Genomic DNA, 16,929 nt, shown 5'->3' with positions numbered 1-16,929 from the left:
TAGCAATGTTTTCGACCCTTTGGCGCTGGACTTTAGCTATTTCTGCAGGCTGGATGAATCAAAGGGTAACGTCAACCGTCCCATTTTCACCCACAATACCAGAGATGGTACGGCCATTGTCCATGCGCACACGCACAGTCTGGCCTACGGCGCCCGCAGAGAGTGCCTGCCCTGCCGAGGTTACCGCATAACCCGGCCCTTGCGCCACCACCCGAACCTGGGCGCCGGCCTGGAAAATACTCGGTGCACGCACCATCGGCTGGCGCAAGGCCTGCCCTGCCACCAGAGGACGTGAGGCGATCTGGCCGACCCACTGGTCGGGATTGGCCACGATGGCGGCCGCATCGGCCGCCCAGTCCACCTCGGCCTCGGTGGCGTCATTGGCGCTCAATACAGCACCGGAGGCCACATTGCCCGTCAGCACCCACGCCGGCCCCCAGGCCTTGACCGTGACGGGCAGGAACACGTTCCAGGCGGTCTGCCCTTCCACGCAGCGCAGGCCCAGCCGGGTGCGGCCCCACAGGCGTGAGCCGGCGGGCAAATAGGGCTCGACCCGGGCGCAGGGGGCCAGGCGCAACCGGCTGTCCAGCGCACCAATGCTCACCTCCATGCGCAGCGGCAGGCCGGCAGGCTGGTTGCGCGTGATCGCATCGTCCAGCCAGCGCTGGGTCAGGGCGGGCAGGTCTGCGGCGGGGTCGGCCACTGCCTGGGCCTGGGCCATGCCAGCGGCCAGCACGCAGGCCAGTGCGGCCAGCGCGGTGCGGCCGGCCGTGAACAGGGATGGGAATGCTGATGCCATGGGGCGCCTCCTGGTACGTCAGTGCGGCCCTGCGACACGGTGCAGGGGCCATTTCACGACCATCACTGTAGGCCCCCTGGCCGCCGCCGAACCCCCGAACTGCGGCCCCAAACGCGGGCTCTTCGCGCTTTAGAAAATCCGGGCGGTTTTCATAATCGAGCCACGCCAGAAAACCGTTTTTGCTGGCGCTTTCGCAACCTGGACGTGAGGCAGACATGCTTGACAAGATGACCAACCGGCTGGACTTCCACGGCAACGCACTGATCCTGCGTGCCGAGCGCCAGCGCGCCATCGCCAGCAATATTGCGAATGCCGATACCCCCGGCTACGTCGCACGCGACTTCAAATTCTCCGACGCGCTGAGCAACGCCACGGGCGAGCGCTCCTCGTTCAACGAATCGCCACACCGCCTGTCCACGACCACGCTGGGCAGCTCCGGCTACACCAGCGAGCGGCCCACGGTCACCATCGGCACCGATCCGCGGCACATCGCCGCCTCCTCTGCCGACCCGGGCACTTCGGCCGAGCTGGGGAGCAAGGGCAAGTTGGCCTATTCCGTGCAGACCCAGCCCAGCCTGGACAACAACTCGGTGGACCTGGACCGCGAACGCGCCGCCTTCGTGGACAACGCCGTGCGCTACGAAGCCACGCTGCGCTTCATCAACGGCAACGCCAAGACCATGCTCAGCGCCATCCAGGGCCAGTAAGCCCTTTAGCGATAGAAGAGGCACCCCACCATGTCCATGTTCTCCATCTTCAACGTTTCGGGCAGCGCCATCAGTGCGCAGTCCCAGCGCCTGAACGTCGTGGCCAGCAATCTGGCCAACGTCGATGCAGTGGCCGGCCCCGACGGCAAGGCCTACCAGGCCCGCCAGGTGGTCTTTCGCACCACCAACATGGGACAGGAAGGCTCAGACGGCGTGCGCGTGAGCGCCATCACCGAAAGCAATGTGCCCGGCCGCAAGATCCACGACCCCAGCCATCCTTCTGCCGATGAGCAAGGCTACGTGACCCACTCCAACGTGAACGCCGTGGAGGAGATGGTGAACATGATTTCAGCGTCGCGCTCGTACCAGAACAACGTCGAGGTGATGAACACGGCCAAGTCACTTCTGCTCAAGACCCTGCAGATGGGCCAGTAACCCCCGGGAGACCCTCGCCATGATCCTCAGCGCCACCAATGCCGCCACCACCGCCGACACCGCCAATGCCAAGGCGACCGCGGCCAACGACCCTGCGGCCTCGCAGGACCGGTTCCTCAAGCTGCTGGTTGCGCAGCTGAACAACCAGGACCCGATGAACCCGCTGGACAACGCCCAGATGACCTCGCAGATCGCACAGATCAACACCGTCACCGGCATCCAGCAGCTCAACACCACCATGCAGAGCATGGCCGCGCAGTTCAACTCGCTGCAGGTCATGCAGGGCACGACCCTGGTCGGGCGCAACGTGCTGACCGAAGGCACGGGCATGACCGTGGCCGATGGCGTGGGCAAGGCCGGTTTCGAGATTCCGTACGCCGCCACCAAGGTGCAGGTGGAAGTCGTGACGCCCGGCGGCAAGGTGGTCGATACCCTGGACCTGGGCCCCAAGGACCAGGGGCGCCACAACTTCGAATGGGATGCGAGTGCCTACAAGGGCAGCACTGCGGGCCTGCAGTTCCGCGTCAAGGCGGTCAATGGCGCCACCACGCTCGAATCCACGGCCCTCACCCTGTCCAAAGTCACGGCGGCAGGCGCCACCGACGGCCAACTGGTGCTCACGCTGGCCAACGGCAAGAACATCAACTACAGCCAGATCAAGTCGCTGGTCTGACGCCCCAACCGCCCACTCTTCACTGAACACGCCCCCTCCAAGGAGAACACCATGAGTTTCCAGCAAGGCCTCTCCGGCCTGAACGCCGCCAGCAAAAACCTCGATGTGATCGGCCACAACATCGCCAACTCCAACACCGTGGGTTTCAAGGCATCGCGTGCTGAGTTTGCCGAAATGGTGGCCAATGCCATCGGCTCGGCTGGGGGCTCCAACGCCGGCATCGGGGTGGAAACCGCCAACGTGGCCCAGCAGTTCACCCAGGGCAACCTGACCATCACCGGCAACAGCCTGGACGTGGCGATCAACGGCAACGGCTTCTTCACGCTGCAGCTGCCCGACGGCTCCTCGGCCTATACCCGCGCCGGCAATTTCAAGCTGGACAAGGTGGGCAACATGGTCACCAACGACAACGCCAAGGTGATGGGTTACCCCATTGATCCGGCCACGGGCCTGCGCACGGGCACCGACCCGATTCCCATGGTGTTCCCCACGTCCGAACCCATCCCCGCCAAGCAGACCACGAAGATCACTGCGGCCTTCAATCTGGACGCGCGCGCCACCGACGCCGCTGGCGACCCGGCCGCCACACCACCCGTGCCAGCCACTCCGCGCGCCACCTACGGCACCTCGATCAACGTGTTCGACAGCCAGGGCGTGGCCAAGCCGGTCAACCTGTACTTCCAGAAGACCGCCACGGACAACACCTGGGACGTGTACGACACCCTCGACGATCCCACGGCCGTGCCGCCCGTGGTGGGCACGGCCATCGGCCAGATCACCTTCGACAACAACGGCGTGATCACCGGCCCGGCCGCCACGCCGCCGGCCACCGGCTTCTCGCTGGCGCTCAGCGTGAACCCCACACCGCCCAACCCGAACAACCTGCCCGCCTACAACGTGGACGTGAACCTGGACGACGTCACGCAGTTCGGCCGCAAGTTCGCCGTGTCCGACCTGTCCCAGGACGGCTACACCGCAGGCGACCTGACGGGCATCAATGTCGAGAACAACGGCATGATCATGACGCGCTACTCCAACGGCGTCACCCGCGCCGAGGGCCAGATCGCGCTGTCGAGCTTTCGCAACACGCAGGGCCTGGCATCGGTGGGCGGCAACAACTGGGTCGCCACCTTCGAATCGGGCCAGCCGGTCACCGGCACGGCCACCGACGGCAACTTCGGCGCCCTGCGCTCGGGTGCGCTGGAGGACTCCAACGTGGACCTCACGGCCGAGCTCGTGAACATGATGACCGCGCAGCGCAGCTACCAGGCCAACGCGCAGACCATCAAGACACAGGACCAGATCATGTCCACCCTGGTGAACCTGCGCTGATCCGCGCCTGACCCCCTGACCGCAGAGAAACGCCATGGACCGCATCATCTACACCTCCATGACCGGGGCCAACGCCGCTGCCCACCGGCAGGCGGTTCTGGCCAACAACCTGGCCAACGTGTCCACCAACGGCTTTCGCGCGGAGATGTCCACCTTCCGCTCCGTACCGCTGCAAGGCGACGGCTCCACCACGCGCGTGTTCGCGCTGGAGGCCACCTCGGGCCACGTGGACACGCCCGGTCCCGTGCAACGCACGGGCCGCGCCCTGGATGCCATGCCCATCGGCAAGTCCTGGTTTGCCGTGCAGGGCCTGGATGGCGTGGAGGCCTACACCCGCAACGGCGGCCTGGAGGTCTCGCCCACGGGTGCCCTGCTCACCAACACCGGCCTGCCCGTGCTGTCCGACGGCGGCGGCCCCATTGATGTGCCGCCAGGCTCGGAGGTCTCGCTGGGTTCGGACGGCACGCTCACCGCCAAGACAGCAGGGCAGCCCCCCGCTGCCATCGGCCGCCTGAAACTGGCCACGCCCACCCCCGAAGACCCGCTCAAGCGCGGCGATGACGGGCTGTTTCGCACCACCTCTGGCGACCCGCTCCCCAACGACGCCAATGCGCGCCTGCTGGCAGGGGCCATCGAGGGCTCCAACGTGAACGCGGTGGAGACCATGGTCGGCATGATCGCCGCCTCGCGCCAGTTCGAGCAGCAGATCAAGATGCTGCAGACCGCCGAAACCAATGACAAGGCCGCCAGCCAGCTGCTGAGCATCAACGGCTGACCATCCCCATAAGCGCAAGGAAACGCCATGATCAACTCCCTGTGGATTGCCAAGACCGGCATGGAAGCCCAGCAGACCCAGCTGGACGTCATCTCCCACAACCTGGCCAATGTGTCCACCACCGGGTACAAGCGCGCCAATGCGGTGTTCGAGGACCTGATCTACCAGAACCTGCGCCAGGTGGGCGCCCAGACCACCGAGCAGAACCAGTTGCCCACCGGCCTGCACCTGGGCCTGGGGGTGCGCACCGTGGCCACAGCCCGCAACTTCATGCAGGGCAGCATGCAGCAGTCCAACAACAACCTGGACGTGGCCATCAAGGGCAACGGCTTCTTCGAGGTCACGCAGCCCGACGGAACCATCGGCTACACCCGCGACGGCTCGTTCCAGCTCGACTCGCAGGGCCGCCTGGTGAACTCCAGCGGACTGCCGATTGCCAATGGCATCACCGTGCCACCGAATGCCACCAGCGTGACCATCAGCGCCGAAGGCGCCGTGTCCGCCACGGTACCGGGCAACACCGCACCGCAGCCCCTGGGCAACCTCGCCATGTCCACCTTCGTGAACCCAGGTGGCCTGGAGCCGCGCGGGCAGAACCTGTTCATCGAAACCGCCGCATCCGGCCAGCCCCAGCAGGGAACGCCCGGCACCAACGGCCTGGGCACCGTCATGCAGGGCTACCTCGAAACCTCCAACGTGAACGTGGTGCAGGAGCTGGTGACCATGATCCAGACCCAGCGCGCCTACGAAATGAATTCCAAGGCCATCCAGACCTCGGACCAGATGCTGGCCAAGCTGAGCCAGATGTAAGCAGACAGGCCACAAGCCCTTGCGCCAGGACCCTCGCCATGACATTCCTCTCCACCTTGCACCACAGCGCCCGCACCCGTCTCCTTGCATGGCCGGCCCTGGCCGCCGCCGTGCTGAGCGCAGGCTGCGCCAGCATGTCCCCGCCCCCCCCCGTGGACATCCTGCCCACCGCGCCGCCGCCCCTGGCCATGGCGCCGCGCACGCCACCGCCAGTCACCGGCGGCCTGTTCCACACCGCCAGCTACCGCCCCTCGTTCGAGGACCGGCGTGCACGCCTGGTGGGCGACAACGTCACCATCCAGATCGTGGAGAACGTGACGGCCAGCCAGAAATCCTCGTCCACCGTGGACCGTACCTCCAAGGTCAGCAGTGGCGTGACGGCGCTGCCGTTCACCGGCCAGAAGTTTACCGACAAGCTGGGCGTGGGGGCCAACTCGGAAAATGCTTTTGAAGGCAAGGGCGGCACGGAGAGCGCCAACACCTTCCAGGGCTCGATCACGGCGATCGTCATCGACGTGCTGCCCAATGGCCATCTGGTCGTGGCCGGCGAAAAGCAGATCGGCGTGAACCAGAACGTGGATGTGCTGCGCTTCTCCGGCACGGTGGATCCGCGTGCCCTGCAACCCGGCTCCATCGTGGCCTCCACCCAGGTGGCCAATGTGCGCGTGGAATCGCGCGGGCGCGGCGCCCAGGGCGAGGCCCAGGTCACCGGCTGGCTGGGCCGCTTCTTCAACACCGTGACACCGTTCTGATACAGAATGTGACCAAACGCATGCGACCTGCCCCGACCAGGGCAGGCGGCGCAGCGCCCCTTTCGCATTCAGACCCGAGGTTCACGATGTCTTTTTTCCGCAGCTTCCTGGCCTGTGGCCTCACGGCCCTGGCCGCTGCATTCGCGCCAGTTGCCCAGGCGCAGCCGACCACCTATGCCTACTCCGTGGCGCTGACACTGGCCGCGCCCAAGGGTTCGGCTTCCGAAACCGCCTCCAAGAACAAGACCCTGCCCGCAGGCATCAAGTTCTCGCCCTGCGACGCCACGGCACTGGACCAGTTCGCATTCACCATCAAATACGACGCCGGCAAGGCTGCGGTGGGCACCACCCCGGGCACGCTGCAGAACGTGTATGTGATCTTCCACCGGGACGGCAGCTTCGTCTTTCCCCTGGTGCGCTCGCCGCTGATCACCACCGGCGCCATCTTCAAGGTGTACGTGGCACCCGGCAACATCCAGACGACGGACGCCTACACCGCCGTGTCCGACAACCTGGGCGGGGCGCAGACCGAGGTGATCCTGGGTGGCAACCTCACGCTGCACGGGCTGGACTCCGGCGTCTGGCTGGTCACGGCCATCATCGCGCCGGCCGCCACGGTGAACTTCGACGATCCGCGCACCTGGAGCGCCTGGGACACCCTGCCATTCATGCTGCGCAAGCCCTGGAAGGGCTTCACGAACAGCTATTGCGAGTGATTCGCAGGGGCCTGCCAAAGCCAGGCAGCGCAGGCGGGCGGGTGCGGAAAATGTAACCAGGCCCCTCTTCCAAAAGGCGGGTGAATGCGCCTCTTTTTGGCCATTCCCCTGGGCGGCAGCAGCCCACAATGGAGGCCATGAAAGCCTTGCCCTCCCCCTTCCTGGCACACCCCCTGCGCGCGCTGTGGCTCTGTGCCATCGCCCTGGCGCTGGTGTGCGCGGCCTGGCCGGCCCATGCGCTGCGCATCAAGGAAATCGCGGCGGTGCAGGGCGTGCGCAGCAACCAGCTGACCGGCTATGGCCTGGTCGTGGGCCTGGACGGCACGGGTGACCAAACCACGCAGATGCCCTACACCACGCAGGCCATGTCCAACTACCTGCAGCAGATGGGCATCAGCCTGCCGCCGGGCACGGCCTCGCAGCTGCAGCTCAAGAACGTGGCCGCCGTGATCGTCACTGCCCAGTTGCCTGCCTTTGCGCAGCCCGGCCAGCAGATCGACGTCAACGTCTCGTCCATGGGCAATTCCAAGTCGCTCAAGGGCGGCCTGCTGATGGTCACACCGCTGCGCGGCGCCGACGGTGAAATCTACGCCCTGGCCCAGGGCAACCTGGTGGTGGGCGGTGCCGGCGCATCGTCCGGTGGCAGCAAGGTGCAGATCAACCACCTGGCCGCCGGCCGCATCCCCCTGGGCGCCCAGGTGGAGCGCTCCGTGCCCACGCCCCTCAACGAGGGCGACACCATCAGCCTGGGCCTCAACGCCTCCGATTTCCAGACCGCACGCCGCGTGGCCCAGGTCATCAACAGCCGCATGGGCAATGGCCTGGCTACGGCACTCGACGGCCGCACGGTGCAGGTGCGCGCGCCCAGCGACCCTGGCGCCCGCGTAGGCTTCATCGCCGACCTGGAAGAGTTGCCGTTCGAGCTGTCCGCCCCCGCCGCCAAGGTGGTGATCAATGCCCGCACCGGCTCCATCGTGCTCAACCAGGCGGTGACCCTAGGTTCGTGTGCCATCGCGCACGGCAACCTGTCCATCACCATCAGTTCGCGCCCCGTCATCAGCCAGCCCAACCCGCTGTCGCAGGGGCAGACCGTGGTCGCGCAGCAAAGCGACATCAAGATCAACCAGGAGCCCGGCAACATCATCCAGATGCCGCCCTCGCCCCAGTTGGCCGACGTGGTGCGCGCGCTCAACTCGCTGGGCGCCACGCCCGGCGACCTGCTGGCCATTCTGCAGGCCATCAAGGCCGCCGGCGCACTGAACGCCGAGCTTGAAGTGATCTGACCATGTCCCTCACGCTGCCTTCGTCCTCCACCACCAGCACGTCCAACGCGCTGGCAGCAGACGTTCGATCGCTGAATGCGCTCAAGTACGAGGCGGGCAACAACAACCCCCAGGCCACGAAAGAGGCCGCCAAGCAGTTTGAATCGCTGTTCATGCGCGAACTGATCAAAAGCATGCGCGAGGCCACGATGAAATCCGGGCTCATGGATGGCGCCCAGGGCGACCTGGGCACCGACCTGCTCGACCAGCAGTTGTCGGTGCAGATGGCCGGCCAGTCCGGCGGCCTGTCCGAAGCGATTGCGCGCCAGCTCTCGCGCCAGATGGGTGGGCCAGACCCGTCCTTTTCCACACCCTCCACGGTGAGCCTGTCGCAGGTGCAGCGCCCGGCAGCCGCCAAGGTGAGCGCCAGCCCTGCCAGCACCGAGGCCGTGGGCCAGGCGCCCAAAGGCCGCGACGGCTTCGTGCAGCACCTGAGCGGCACGGCCGAGAAGGTGGCGCAGGAAAGCGGTATCCCCGCGAGCTTCATGCTCGGCCAGGCCGGCCATGAAACCGGCTGGGGCAAGAGCGAGATCAAGAACGCCGACGGCAGCAACTCCTTCAACCTGTTCGGCATCAAGGCCGGCAAGGGCTGGATGGGCAAGGTCGCCGAGATCACGACCACCGAATACATCAACGGCACGCCGCGCAAGGTGGTGGCCAAATTCCGGGCCTACGACTCGTACGAGGATTCGTTTCGCGACTACGCGCGCCTCATCAAGGAAAGCCCTCGCTATGAAAAGGCGCAGTCCGTGGCGCAGTCCGGCTCGGCCATGGCCTATGCCTCCGCATTGCAGAAGGCGGGCTATGCCACCGACCCCGAGTACGCCAAAAAGCTCAGCGGCGCCATCAACAGCGTGCAGCGTGCGCAGCAGCAGCGTGCGCAGGCTTGAGAACACGAGGTAAGCCATGAGTCTGCTCAACGTCGGCGCCCGCGCCCTGCTTGCCAACCAGGTGGCCCTGCAGACTGCAGGCAACAACATTGCCAATGTGAACACGCCCGGCTACTCGCGCCAGAGCGTGGTGCTGCAGACCGTGCAGGGCCAGTTCACGGGTGGCGGCTACATCGGCCAGGGTGTGGACGTGCAGACCATCCTGCGCAACCAGAGCGAGCTGCTCACGCGCCAGTCGGCAAGCGCCGGATCCGTGCAGGCCGGCGACATCGTGCGCGCCGAGCGCCTGCGCCAGCTGCAGGACGTGTTCAGCGGCGGGGCCACGGGCCTTGGCGCCGCCATCAACGACATGATGAACGCCTTCTCGGACGTGGTGAGCTCACCCACCGACATCACGGCCCGCACGCTGGCGCTCACGCGCATGGACGAGACGGCGTCCCGCATGCGCTCGGCTGGCGAGCGTGTCGACGAGATCCAGTACACGGTGAACGAGCAGTTGCAAAGCAGCATCACCGCCATCAACAGCCTGGCCGGCCAGATCGCCGCCGTGAACGAGCAGATCGCACGCGCCAAGGGCAACGGCCAGACCCCCAACGACCTGCTCGACAACCGCGACCAATTGATCCGCGAGATGAACCAGTACGTGCAGACCACGCAGATTCCTGCGGACGACGGCACGATCGGCCTGTTCGTGGGCGGCAGCCAGCCGCTGGTGCTGGGCACCACGCCATCGCAGGTGTCCGTGGACGATGCCACGCAGTTCCCTGGCAGCGGCCAGCTCAAGCTGTTCTTCAATCGCCCGGGATCGCCGGCCATCGAAGTGGACGAGAACACCATGGGCGGCGGGTCGGTCTCGGGGCTGCTGCGCTTCAACAACACCGACCTCGCCGAAAGCCGCAACCTGCTCGGGCGCATGGCCATGGCCATCGGCATGACCATGAACGAGCAGCACAAGCTCGGCCTCACGCTGGACGGCCAGATGGGCAAGGACCTGTTCTCTGTGCCGGCCAGCATGCCCGGCCTGACCAATGGCGTGGGCGTCGGTACGGTGGGCTTCACGGATCCGACCAAGTTCGCCGCCTCCGACTACGAGATTCGCTTCACCACCGGCACGGCCGGCCAGGTGGTGCGCCTGTCCGACGGCAAGGCCACGGCCTTCACCGACGCCGCCAACCTGGCGACGCTCACCATCGACGGCCTGCAGTTCAACCTCACCACGCCAGGCGCGCCGGGCGAGCGCATGCTGTTCCAGCCCTTCAGCACGGCGGGCTCCAACATCAAGGCGCTGGTGTACTCGCCACGCGACCTGGCGGCGGCCAACCCCATCAATGCGGCCATGGGCACCACCAATGGGGGCACGCTGCAGCTGGCAGGCCTGAAGGCCACGGCCAATGGCCTGGTGGCGCCGCCCATTCCCGGCGGCGTGACGCTGACCTTTGCCGCCGGCCCGCCCACCACCTACACCGTGACGGGATCGACCACGCCACCTTCGGGCACGGCCGGCCTGCCCTACACCTCGGGCACGCCCATCACCATCGACGGCTGGGAGATCAAGCTGCAGGGCACGCCCAAGTCCGGCGACACCGTGAAGGTGGGCAACTCCCTGGACCCCCAGTACGGCGACAACTACACGCGCAACGCCGGCAACGCCACATCGCTCATGAACCTGCGCGACGTGAAGATGTTCGACGAATCCACGCTCAGCGACGGCTATGCCGGCCTGATGGCCCAGGTGGGCACGCGCACCCAGAGCGCCACGTTCGCTGCCGAGCTGTCCACCACCATCGCCGCCAACCTGGAGCGCGACCGAACGGCGGTCTCGGGCGTGAACCTCGATGAAGAAGCGGCCAAGCTGATCCAGTACCAGCAGGCTTACCAGGCATCCGCCAAAATGCTGCAGATTGCACAAAGCGTCTTCGACACCCTGATGCAGGGTCTGACGCGATGATGTTTGAGATCAGGTCCAGGAGTTCGACATGAGCAATACCCTCTACCGCCTTGGCTCTGCCAACATGTACGACAACGCGCTGCGCAACCTGGGCGCGCGCCAGACCAACCTGTCCAACCTGCAGGAGAATTTGACCTCAGGCAAGCGCGTCGTGCGCGCCAGCGACGATCCGGTTTCGGCCGCGCAGGCCGAACGCGCACTCACCCGCATCACCCGCATCCAGACCGAGCAGCGCGCGCTGGAAACCCAGCGCAACGCCATCGCGCAGGCCGAGTCCTCGCTGGGCGATGCCATCGGGCTGGTGCAGAGTGCCCGCGAACTGATGGTCAGTGCCGGCAGCCCGGCCCTCACCAGCAGCGACCGCGCCACCATCGCCAACCAGTTGCAGGGCATCCGCGAGCAGTTGCAGGAAGTGGCCAACCGCAAGGACACCAACGGCATCCCCCTGCTGGGCGCACTGGGCAGCGCACTGGCGCCTTTCCTGGGCCCACAGTCCACCTCGCCGGACTATCTGTTCAACGGGCAGCCCGGACAGTCGGGCAGCACCGGTGTGTCGATCCCGAACACGCTGGACGGTGAATTCGCCTTCATGTTTGAGCCCCAGCGCGACGGGGCCTACAACGTGCAGGTGAACCCGGCAACCGTCAACAACAACCAGCAGTTGACCACTACCGGCGTCAAGCCGACCAACCTGAGCCTGGTGACCGGAGACAACTACTCCATCGCCTTCAGCGCGGTGGGCCCGGGCGCCACGGTCGGCACCAGCACGGCTACCTACACCATCACCAACACCACCACCGGCGTGGTATCGGCCCCCGTCGTGGTGCCCGACTATCCGACCGACAAGCCCGTGACCATCTCGGTGACGGGTGTGCCGGGTCTGACCTTCGACATCACCGGTGCGCCAGCCAATGGCGACGCCATCACGCTGCAGCCCACCGCCAGCGTGTTCAGTACACTGGACAGTGCGATCCGCGACATCCGGGCAGCGCCCAACAGCAACGCCGCGACCCAGGCTGTCGGACAGGCCTTGACCAACATCGACATCGGCCTGGACCGAATCAGCAACATGCGCAGTTACTCGGGCGAGTTGCTCAACCGCGCCGACCGCATCACGGGCGACCAGGAAAAGCGCTCGGTCCAGCTCGAAGGCGACCGCTCCCGGGCAGAGGATCTGGATATGATCAAGGGCATTTCGGACTTCCAGAACCAGCAGGTGGGCTACGAGGCAGCACTCAAGTCCTATGCCACGGTCCAGAAGCTGTCCCTGTTCAATTTCATCAGTTAAAGCGGGCCTGCCCACGCCGCAATGTCCTTGCCGGACCGGGGGGGACAGGCCCCTACGAGACAACGCCTGAGAGCCCATGGTCCAATCCGTCCTCGGCAGCCTGATCCTGGGGTACCGCCCCCTGTGGAATCGCGCCCGCAAGCTTGCAGCCATAGAGCTGTACGTCCAGAACGAATCTCCCGCCAGCATGGTGGACACCGGCCACCTGCTGCGCACGCTGCAGGAGCTGTGGTCGGCCAGCTCGCCCCCCCTGCTGCTGTCGCCCCAGACCCACCAGGTGCTGGCCGACATGCTTGAACATGCGCCCCGGGGCGCCCCGTGGATCGAGGTGCGGGGTGACTGGCTGCAGGATTCGGGCATCTATGCCCTCGTGAAAGCCGCGCACCAGCGCGGCTTGAAGCTGGTGTGGCGCGGCGACATCGGCAAGCTGCCCGAGCCTGCCGTGGCCCAGTGTTTCGACAACAGCCTGCTGAGCCTGACGCCGGCCGACGCGGTAGCCGCCCTGCAGGCCAACCCGCGGCCCGGCAGCCCGGCGGGCAAGGCGCCTGCCCGTGCCGTGAGCCCCATCCTGGCCGGCCAGATGTACGAGAACATCCCCAGCCGTGCCCTCATGGAGCACTGCCTGGACAAGCACAACGCCCTGGCCCTGGCCGGCTGGCCCACGGAAGACGTGCTCTACACCCTGCGACACACGCCGCAGCAGCCCTCGCACGCGGTGATCGCCAAGCTGCAGAAAGCCATCGACGCCGAGCAGTCGCTGGAGACCTTCGAGGACATCATGGGCGAGGACCCGCTGCTGGCCTACCGCTTCATGGTCTACACCAACTCGGCGGCCCTCGGCCTGCGCACCGGCATCGACTCGCTGCGCCGGGGGCTGGTGATGATGGGCTATGGCTCCATCAAGCGCTGGCTGTCCGACCAGTTGCCCCACGCCAACACCGACCCCAACATGCTGCCCGTGCGCGAATCCATGGTGCTGCGCGCCAAGCTCATGACGCAGCTGCTCAACGCCGGTGTGGAGAACGACCTGCGCCGCGAGATCTACCTGTGCGGCCTGCTGTCGCAGATCGACGAGCTGATGCAGGAGCCCCTGGGCACCATCCTGCACCGCATCCCGCTGTCCGAGCGCATCTACGATGCCACCGTGCTGCGCACGGGCCCCTATGCCGCCAGCCTGCAGATGGCCTGCGCACTGGAGACGGGCGATGCGAGCGCCATCCGCCACCTGTGCGAGACGCAGGAGATGGACCTCGAAGAAGTCAACCGCGGCCTGCTGCGCGTGCTCTCCGACATCGAAGTACAACGCTAGGAGCCCCCTCGAGCCGCTACAGCAGCGGCGAGAACAGACGGGCTGCGGCATCGCCCAGGCGCGGCACGAAGGCCTGGCGGCGGCGCGCCTGCACGGCACTGGAGCTGCGCAGGTCCATCTCGAATTGCCGGGCCAGGGGCAGCGCCAGTGCCTGCCCGTACACCACGGCGCAGACCTCGAAATTGAGCCGGAAGCTGCGGTTGTCGAAATTGGCGGTGCCGATGAAGGCGCATTGGTCGTCCACCAGCATGGTCTTGGAGTGCAGCATGCCGGCCGTGTACTCCCAGACCTTGACGCCCGCAGCAATCAGCTCGTCGAAGTAGGAGCGCGCCGCCGCACTCACCACGAAGGAATCGCTGCGCCGGGGCACGAGAATGCGCACGTCCACCCCGCGCAGCGCCGCGCTGGTCAGTGCCATGAGCGCGGGCTCGCCGGGCACGAAATACGGCGTGGTGAGCCAGACCCGGTCTGCCGCCATGTGGATGGCCGCCACGTACATGCGGTGGATGGCCTCGTTGGCATTGTCCGGGCCCGAGGTGAGGATCTGCACCGGATGGTCGCCCGGCTCGGTGGTGGGCAGCAGTTGCCGGCTCTCGCGCGCCACGGCACCGGGGCCCTCGCCCGTGGTGTAGACCCAGTCTTCCATGAAGGTCATCTGCAGCAGGCGCACGGCCCCGCCCTCGATGCGCAGGTGCACGTCGTGGTAGGCATCGCGCCGGGCGCGCTGGTCCTCCTCGTCGGTGATGTTGATGCCGCCCGTGAAGCCCACGACGCCGTCGCAGACCACGATCTTGCGGTGGGTGCGGAAGTTGATCACCGGCCGCAATCGGCGCCCGATGCGTGATGCATGGAAGAAGGCCACCTGCACGCCCGCCTCCTGCAGCGGTGCCAGGAAGCGCCGATCCAGCCGCTTGGAGCCCAGCGCATCGACCAGCAGCCGCACGATCACGCCCTCTCGCGCCTTGTCCACCAGCAGGTCGCGCAGGGCCGTGCCAATGCCGTCGGGCTCGAAGATGTAGTACTCCAGGTGCACATGGTGGCGCGCGGCACGGATGGCGTCGAAGATAGCGCCAAAGGTCTCGGCCCCGTCGACCAGCAGGTCCACCTGGGTGGCGGTGGAGACGCGCAGGTCACAGCTGGCCTCGCCCAGCAGCACCAGTTGCCGCAGGGCCTGGGGTGCGGCGGCCGCCGTGCCGCGCAGGCTGGCAAAGTCGGCATGGGCATACAGCGCCGACTGGCTGCGCATGCGCTTCAGACGCTGCTTGCGCAGCCGCTGCGGGCCGAAGAAGTAATAGACCACGTAGCCCACGAAGGGCAGCAGCGCCATCGACAGGATCCAGCTCAGCGTGGAGACCGGGGCGCGCTTTTGCAGAATGATCCACACCGCCAGCACGGCGATGTACAGGCTCCAGGCCACGGAGATGGTGGTCAGCAGCCCCTCATGCCCACCGGGAAAGAACTGCACCATGGACTGCAGGCCATCGGTCATTGCGGCCCAGCGTCCTTGTAGGTCCATGGTTCCCTTGCGATCAGATCAAAAGGCCATTGTAGGCAGCGAAGGTGACGGCGCCCGCGCGGTCAGCGGGTTTGCCGGACGATGCGCTCGAAGGTGCGCCAGAACGTGGCGTCCTGCGTGGTCGCGAAGTTGATGCGCATGAGCGTGCTGGGCTTGCGCTCGGCGTGGAACAACGCGCCCGGTGCCAGCAGATAGCCCTCGTCCAGCATGCGCTGCGACAGCGCATCGGTGTCCACCCCGGTATCCACCCAGCCGAACAGGCCCGCCGGGTCGGCCGCGAAGGTGCAGCCTGCGCTGAGCGCCAGCTTGACACTGCGCGAGCGCGCGGCATCAAGCCGGGTGCGGATGCGCTCTGCATGGCGGCGCAGTTGCCCCTGCTCGATGCACAGCGCCAGGGCCTTCTCCAGCAGCGCGGGCGTGGTCAGGGTGGCCAGCAGCTTGGTATCGAGCAGTTGCTCGACCAGGGCCGGCGGCGCGGCCAGGAAGCCGATGCGCCAGTTGGGCGCAAGAATCTTGGCAAAGCCGCTCACGTAGATGGTGCGCTGCAGGCCGTCGAGCGCCGTCAGGCGCGTGGCATGTTCGGGCGCGATATGGCTGTAGGTGTCGTCCTCGACGATGTGGAAATTGTGCTGGTTGGCCAGTTGCAGGATGCGGTGCGCGCTGCCCGGCGAGAGGCAGTAGCCCGTGGGGTTGTGGAACACGCTCACGCTCACGTAGAGCTTGGGCTTGTGCACCTCGCAGTAGCGGGCCATCACCTCCAGGTCGGGCCCGTCGGCGCGGCGCGGCACCGGCAGGATGTGCATGCCCAGGGCCGCCAGGCGCGCGAACTCCACGGCCCAGCCGGGCTCCTCCACCATCACCGGATCGCCCGGGCGCAGCAGCGTGCGGCTCACGATGTCGAGCGCATGCGTGGCACCCACGGTGGTGATGATGTTCTCGGGCACGGTGTGCACGCTCAACTGGGCCAGCTTCTTGACCAGCAGACGGCGCAGCCCGCTGTCGCCCAGCGGCTCGCCGTACTGCAGCGAGTATTCCTGCAGCGCCCGGGTGCTGGTGACCTTGCGCACCGCCGCGGGCATGAAGGTGGATTCGAGCCACTGCGGCGGCAGCACCCCCATGCCGGGCTGGGGCTTGTCGCTGATCTTGTGGAACATGCCCCGGATCAGCGCCGTGGCGTTCACCGGCGGCGAGCCCCGCCCGGCGCCGCGCGCAGCGAACCAGTGGGCCGTGGTCCAGTTGCCACCCGCGGCCTCCATGGCCACCGCATCCACGGTGGCCGGCGCATCGGCCCCCACGGGGGCCAGTTCGCGCACGAAGAAGCCCCGGTTCTTGCGCGCCTCCACCAGACCCTGGGCCAGCAACTGGTCGTAGGCGGCCACCACGGTCGACGGGCTCACGCTGTGCTGCAGCGCGCACTGGCGCACCGAGGGCAGGCGCGCGCCCGGCGCCAGCAGCCGGTTGCGGATGCGCTCACCAAAGCGCGCCGAAAGCTGCTCGGTGAGCGACTGGGTGGTGGTCTTCATCAGCATGCGGGAATCCTCACAGGGCCTGTGTACTGCCATGACAACCAATACAGATCACCAACTGCGCTGCTGTACTGTACTGGTTGTGTATTGGTGCAGAAGATTACAGTGAAGGCCAGACGCTGACAAGCCCA

At 66.6% G+C, this 16,929-nt stretch carries 16 protein-coding genes; 13 read left to right on the top strand and 3 right to left on the bottom strand.

Going from position 1 to position 16,929, the window contains the following annotated elements:
* Positions 1-58 precede the first annotated feature (58 nt).
* Positions 59-799, bottom strand: a complete 741-nt coding sequence (flgA, locus tag ASE28_RS23305; protein WP_057268656.1) for a flagellar basal body P-ring formation chaperone FlgA — start codon at positions 797-799, stop codon at positions 59-61.
* A 215-nt stretch (positions 800-1,014) separates the two neighbouring features.
* On the opposite strand from flgA, the gene ASE28_RS23300 reads away from it, so the two are divergent.
* The 13 genes from ASE28_RS23300 to ASE28_RS23240 all read left to right on the top strand — a co-directional run bounded on the left by ASE28_RS23300 (position 1,015) and on the right by ASE28_RS23240 (position 13,756).
* Positions 1,015-1,506 (top strand): flagellar basal body protein, encoded by a 492-nt coding sequence (locus ASE28_RS23300; protein WP_057268655.1) that lies wholly within the window; start codon positions 1,015-1,017, stop codon positions 1,504-1,506.
* 30 nt (positions 1,507-1,536) lie between these two features.
* A complete protein-coding gene (flgC, locus tag ASE28_RS23295; RefSeq protein ID WP_057204085.1) occupies positions 1,537-1,941 on the top strand; it encodes a flagellar basal body rod protein FlgC in 405 nt (134 codons plus the stop codon).
* 19 nt (positions 1,942-1,960) lie between these two features.
* The gene (locus ASE28_RS23290) at positions 1,961-2,614 is read left to right on the top strand and encodes a flagellar hook assembly protein FlgD (RefSeq protein WP_057268654.1); all 654 of its coding nucleotides are present in this window, start codon (positions 1,961-1,963) and stop codon (positions 2,612-2,614) included.
* Positions 2,615-2,665: 51 nt separating this feature from the next.
* The gene (flgE, locus tag ASE28_RS23285; RefSeq protein ID WP_057204083.1) at positions 2,666-3,946 is read left to right on the top strand and encodes a flagellar hook protein FlgE; all 1,281 of its coding nucleotides are present in this window, start codon (positions 2,666-2,668) and stop codon (positions 3,944-3,946) included.
* A 34-nt stretch (positions 3,947-3,980) separates the two neighbouring features.
* Positions 3,981-4,721 carry a flagellar basal body rod protein FlgF gene (locus ASE28_RS23280; RefSeq protein ID WP_057204082.1) on the top strand — a complete coding sequence of 247 codons (741 nt, stop codon included), beginning with the start codon at positions 3,981-3,983 and terminating at the stop codon, positions 4,719-4,721.
* Positions 4,722-4,748: 27 nt separating this feature from the next.
* Positions 4,749-5,531 carry a flagellar basal-body rod protein FlgG gene (gene flgG, locus ASE28_RS23275; protein WP_057204081.1) on the top strand — a complete coding sequence of 261 codons (783 nt, stop codon included), beginning with the start codon at positions 4,749-4,751 and terminating at the stop codon, positions 5,529-5,531.
* Between the two features lie 38 nt (positions 5,532-5,569).
* Positions 5,570-6,283: a flagellar basal body L-ring protein FlgH gene (locus ASE28_RS23270; RefSeq protein ID WP_057204080.1), complete on the top strand. Its 714-nt coding sequence runs from the start codon at positions 5,570-5,572 to the stop codon at positions 6,281-6,283.
* 86 nt (positions 6,284-6,369) lie between these two features.
* Positions 6,370-6,999 carry a hypothetical protein gene (locus ASE28_RS23265; protein WP_057268653.1) on the top strand — a complete coding sequence of 210 codons (630 nt, stop codon included), beginning with the start codon at positions 6,370-6,372 and terminating at the stop codon, positions 6,997-6,999.
* Positions 7,000-7,127: 128 nt separating this feature from the next.
* The gene (locus ASE28_RS23260) at positions 7,128-8,282 is read left to right on the top strand and encodes a flagellar basal body P-ring protein FlgI (protein WP_057268652.1); all 1,155 of its coding nucleotides are present in this window, start codon (positions 7,128-7,130) and stop codon (positions 8,280-8,282) included.
* A gap of 2 nt (positions 8,283-8,284) precedes the next feature.
* Entirely contained in the window at positions 8,285-9,211 is a 927-nt protein-coding gene (gene flgJ / locus ASE28_RS23255; RefSeq protein ID WP_057268651.1) for a flagellar assembly peptidoglycan hydrolase FlgJ, read from the top strand.
* 16 nt (positions 9,212-9,227) lie between these two features.
* Positions 9,228-11,159 carry a flagellar hook-associated protein FlgK gene (gene flgK / locus ASE28_RS23250; RefSeq protein WP_057268650.1) on the top strand — a complete coding sequence of 644 codons (1,932 nt, stop codon included), beginning with the start codon at positions 9,228-9,230 and terminating at the stop codon, positions 11,157-11,159.
* A 28-nt stretch (positions 11,160-11,187) separates the two neighbouring features.
* A complete protein-coding gene (flgL, locus tag ASE28_RS23245; protein WP_057268649.1) occupies positions 11,188-12,447 on the top strand; it encodes a flagellar hook-associated protein FlgL in 1,260 nt (419 codons plus the stop codon).
* Positions 12,448-12,523: 76 nt separating this feature from the next.
* Positions 12,524-13,756 carry an HDOD domain-containing protein gene (locus tag ASE28_RS23240; RefSeq protein WP_057204074.1) on the top strand — a complete coding sequence of 411 codons (1,233 nt, stop codon included), beginning with the start codon at positions 12,524-12,526 and terminating at the stop codon, positions 13,754-13,756.
* A 16-nt stretch (positions 13,757-13,772) separates the two neighbouring features.
* Here ASE28_RS23240 and cls read toward each other — a convergent pair whose 3' ends face one another.
* Both cls and ASE28_RS23230 read right to left on the bottom strand, forming a co-directional pair.
* Positions 13,773-15,224, bottom strand: a complete 1,452-nt coding sequence (gene cls, locus ASE28_RS23235) for a cardiolipin synthase (RefSeq protein WP_082608216.1) — start codon at positions 15,222-15,224, stop codon at positions 13,773-13,775.
* Between the two features lie 110 nt (positions 15,225-15,334).
* Positions 15,335-16,801, bottom strand: coding sequence for a PLP-dependent aminotransferase family protein (locus ASE28_RS23230; protein ID WP_057268647.1), 1,467 nt, complete (start codon positions 16,799-16,801; stop codon positions 15,335-15,337).
* Positions 16,802-16,929: the final 128 nt, after the last annotated feature.

Source organism: Acidovorax sp. Root219, assembly GCF_001428665.1.
In the GTDB taxonomy this organism is placed as follows: domain Bacteria; phylum Pseudomonadota; class Gammaproteobacteria; order Burkholderiales; family Burkholderiaceae_C; genus Acidovorax.
This window is presented reverse-complemented; position numbering and strand designations above follow the sequence as displayed.

Coding starts and splice junctions, on each gene's coding strand:
- flgA (WP_057268656.1), bottom strand. CDS start 799: ATGGCATCAGCATTCCCATCCCTGTTCACGGCCGGCCGCACCGCGCTG.
- ASE28_RS23300 (WP_057268655.1), top strand. CDS start 1,015: ATGCTTGACAAGATGACCAACCGGCTGGACTTCCACGGCAACGCACTG.
- flgC (WP_057204085.1), top strand. CDS start 1,537: ATGTCCATGTTCTCCATCTTCAACGTTTCGGGCAGCGCCATCAGTGCG.
- ASE28_RS23290 (WP_057268654.1), top strand. CDS start 1,961: ATGATCCTCAGCGCCACCAATGCCGCCACCACCGCCGACACCGCCAAT.
- flgE (WP_057204083.1), top strand. CDS start 2,666: ATGAGTTTCCAGCAAGGCCTCTCCGGCCTGAACGCCGCCAGCAAAAAC.
- ASE28_RS23280 (WP_057204082.1), top strand. CDS start 3,981: ATGGACCGCATCATCTACACCTCCATGACCGGGGCCAACGCCGCTGCC.
- flgG (WP_057204081.1), top strand. CDS start 4,749: ATGATCAACTCCCTGTGGATTGCCAAGACCGGCATGGAAGCCCAGCAG.
- ASE28_RS23270 (WP_057204080.1), top strand. CDS start 5,570: ATGACATTCCTCTCCACCTTGCACCACAGCGCCCGCACCCGTCTCCTT.
- ASE28_RS23265 (WP_057268653.1), top strand. CDS start 6,370: ATGTCTTTTTTCCGCAGCTTCCTGGCCTGTGGCCTCACGGCCCTGGCC.
- ASE28_RS23260 (WP_057268652.1), top strand. CDS start 7,128: ATGGAGGCCATGAAAGCCTTGCCCTCCCCCTTCCTGGCACACCCCCTG.
- flgJ (WP_057268651.1), top strand. CDS start 8,285: ATGTCCCTCACGCTGCCTTCGTCCTCCACCACCAGCACGTCCAACGCG.
- flgK (WP_057268650.1), top strand. CDS start 9,228: ATGAGTCTGCTCAACGTCGGCGCCCGCGCCCTGCTTGCCAACCAGGTG.
- flgL (WP_057268649.1), top strand. CDS start 11,188: ATGAGCAATACCCTCTACCGCCTTGGCTCTGCCAACATGTACGACAAC.
- ASE28_RS23240 (WP_057204074.1), top strand. CDS start 12,524: ATGGTCCAATCCGTCCTCGGCAGCCTGATCCTGGGGTACCGCCCCCTG.
- cls (WP_082608216.1), bottom strand. CDS start 15,224: ATGGTGCAGTTCTTTCCCGGTGGGCATGAGGGGCTGCTGACCACCATC.
- ASE28_RS23230 (WP_057268647.1), bottom strand. CDS start 16,801: ATGCTGATGAAGACCACCACCCAGTCGCTCACCGAGCAGCTTTCGGCG.